Annotated in this window: 1 protein-coding gene and 1 pseudogene; both read right to left on the bottom strand. The window is 70.3% G+C overall.

All coding sequences use genetic code 11. The annotated features are described in order from the left end of the window. A pseudogene (locus CQ393_RS18125) lies at positions 1-243 on the bottom strand (hypothetical protein); the annotation flags it as partial. Between the two features lie 37 nt (positions 244-280). Beyond that, the coding region (locus CQ393_RS17525; RefSeq protein ID WP_194269710.1) for an L-serine ammonia-lyase, iron-sulfur-dependent, subunit alpha at positions 281-427 on the bottom strand (147 nt) is incomplete at its 5' end.

The following is a 427-nucleotide window of genomic DNA, read 5'->3' as shown; positions in this document are numbered from 1 at the left end:
GGCGGGCACGGCCGGCACCGCCGCAGCCACGCCGAGGCGTGCTTCCAGCGCACGCAGCGCCGCTTCGTTGTCCTGCTGCATCCGCGCCAGTTGCGCCTGCTGCGCGCGCAGCTGCGCGACCTGTTCCAGCAGTGCGGCATGGTCGCCGTCCTGCTGCGCGTAGGCCGGGGCGATGCCGGTGGCGAGCAGGGCCAGCAGGAGCAGGGAACGCGCCGGGCGCGCGGTGCGGGTCGATGGCTTCATGGGGTGTCCTTCGCGGGTATCGATGACGGGGGAACGCTCAGCATTCGATGACGTTGACGGCCAGTCCGCCGCGGCTGGTTTCCTTGTACTTGTCCTGCATGTCGCGGCCGGTGTCGCGCATGGTCTTGATGACCTTGTCCAGGCTGACCTTGTGCTTGCCGTCGCCGCGCATGGCCATGCGCGC

The organism is Stenotrophomonas sp. MYb238, from assembly GCF_009496535.1.
Lineage (GTDB): Bacteria > Pseudomonadota > Gammaproteobacteria > Xanthomonadales > Xanthomonadaceae > Stenotrophomonas.
The sequence above is the reverse complement of the archived record's forward strand: the minus strand, read 5'-3'. Positions and strand labels throughout refer to the sequence as shown.